2 protein-coding genes are annotated in these 1,826 nt (G+C 62.8%); both read left to right on the forward strand.

Annotated features, from left to right (window positions below):
• Positions 1-240 (forward strand): helix-turn-helix domain-containing protein (locus tag AWB66_RS34805; protein WP_327355883.1); only part of this gene is annotated, 240 nt, incomplete at its 5' end.
• Positions 241-331: 91 nt separating this feature from the next.
• Positions 332-1,826, forward strand: a 1,495-nt coding sequence (locus AWB66_RS32410) for an NAD(P)/FAD-dependent oxidoreductase (RefSeq protein ID WP_087634041.1), incomplete at its 3' end; no start/stop codon positions are given.

Here is a 1,826-nt window from a genome sequence, read left to right on the forward strand (position 1 = left end):
GATGGCCGTCGCGTGCTGCGCGCCGAAGAGACCGTCCGTTCGCCCGATCTCGCCGGCGCGCTCGCGCTGGGCCAACGCGTCTCGGCGGATCTCGAGGCGCAGGGCGCGATCGAGATCGTCAACGCGCTCACGACGGCCAAATGGCGCCCGATCGAAGCGGCGAAGCTGCTCGGCATGTCGCGGGCGACGCTCTACCGGCGCATCGCGAAGCACGACATCGTGCCGCCTCATCGGCGCTGACTCACGCGGCTTTTAGCGTTCCAGTTCCAGTGCGGGCGAGAAACCCGCCTTCAGCAATGTATTGACCATCCGTTCCAATGGAGGAGTAACCGTGGCCGAAGCCAATCCGATTTCCGTCGTAGCAGGCGTGCTCGAGCGCCTGAACACCGCGCTCGCGAACCGGGACATTCCCGCCGTCGTCGAGTTGTTCCAGCCGGACTGCTACTGGCGCGACCTCGTGAGTCTCACCTGGAACATCAAGACCATGGAAGGCCGCGAACAGATCGCTGCGATGCTGGAGGCGCAACTGGATAGCGCCGATCCGTCGAATTTTCGCGTCGCAACCGGTGAGCCCGAAACCGAAGCGGATGGGATCGCACAGGCGTGGATCACGTTCGAGACGGGCGTTGCGCGCGGCAATGGTTTCATCCGCCTGAAGAACGGCCGGATCTGGACGCTGCTCACGGTGATGAGCGAACTGAAGGGCCACGAGGAGCCGAAGAATTTCAAGCGGCCGATGGGCGCGGAGCACGGCGCGCGCGCCGGCCGAACGAGCTGGAAGGAACATCGCGAGCATGAAAGCGAAACGCTGGGTGTGACGAAGCAGCCGTATTGTCTGATCGTCGGTGGCGGACAGGGCGGCATCGCGCTCGGTGCGCGGCTGCGGCAACTGAACGTGCCGGCCATCATCATCGACAAGAACGACAAGCCGGGCGACGCATGGCGCAAGCGCTACAAGACACTGTGCCTGCACGATCCCGTCTGGTACGACCACATGCCTTATCTGCCGTTTCCCGACAACTGGCCGGTGTTCACGCCTAAGGACAAAGTGGGCGACTGGCTCGAGATGTACACGAAGGTGATGGAGCTGAACTACTGGAGTTCGACAACCTGCAAATCAGCGCGCTACGACGAAGCCGCGAAGGAATGGGTGGTCGAAGTCGAGCGCGGCGGCGAGACACTGACGCTGCGCCCCAGACAACTCGTGCTCGCAACGGGCATGTCGGGCAAGCCGAATATTCCCGCGTTCAAAGGCCGCGACGTGTTCGAGGGCGAGCAGCACCATTCTTCGCAACATCCCGGCCCCGACGCGTATCGTGGCAGGAAAGTGGTGGTGATCGGCGCAAACAATTCAGCCCACGACATCTGCGGCGCGCTGTGGGAGGCGGGCGTGGACGTCACTATGGTGCAGCGCTCGTCGACGCATATCGTGAAATCGGAATCGCTGATGGAGCATGCGCTCGGCGATCTTTATTCGGAGCGCGCGGTCGCCTCGGGCATGACGACATGGAAAGCCGACATGACCTTCGCGTCGTTGCCGTACAAGATCCTTCACGAGTTCCAGATTCCCGTCTACGAGAAGATCCGCGAACTCGACGCCGAGTTTTACGCGCGGCTCGAACGCGCGGGTTTCATGCTTGATTTCGGCGACGACGGCTCGGGTCTCTTCATGAAGTATCTGCGGCGCGGCTCGGGCTATTACATCGACGTCGGCGCGTCCGACCTCGTCGCCGATGGCAAGATCAAGTTGAAAAGCGGCGTCGATGTGGCGGAGCTGAAAGCGCATTCCGTGCTGCTGTCGGACGGCACCGAATTGCCGGCGGACC

The organism is Caballeronia telluris (genome assembly GCF_001544495.1).
GTDB lineage: Bacteria > Pseudomonadota > Gammaproteobacteria > Burkholderiales > Burkholderiaceae > Caballeronia > Caballeronia telluris.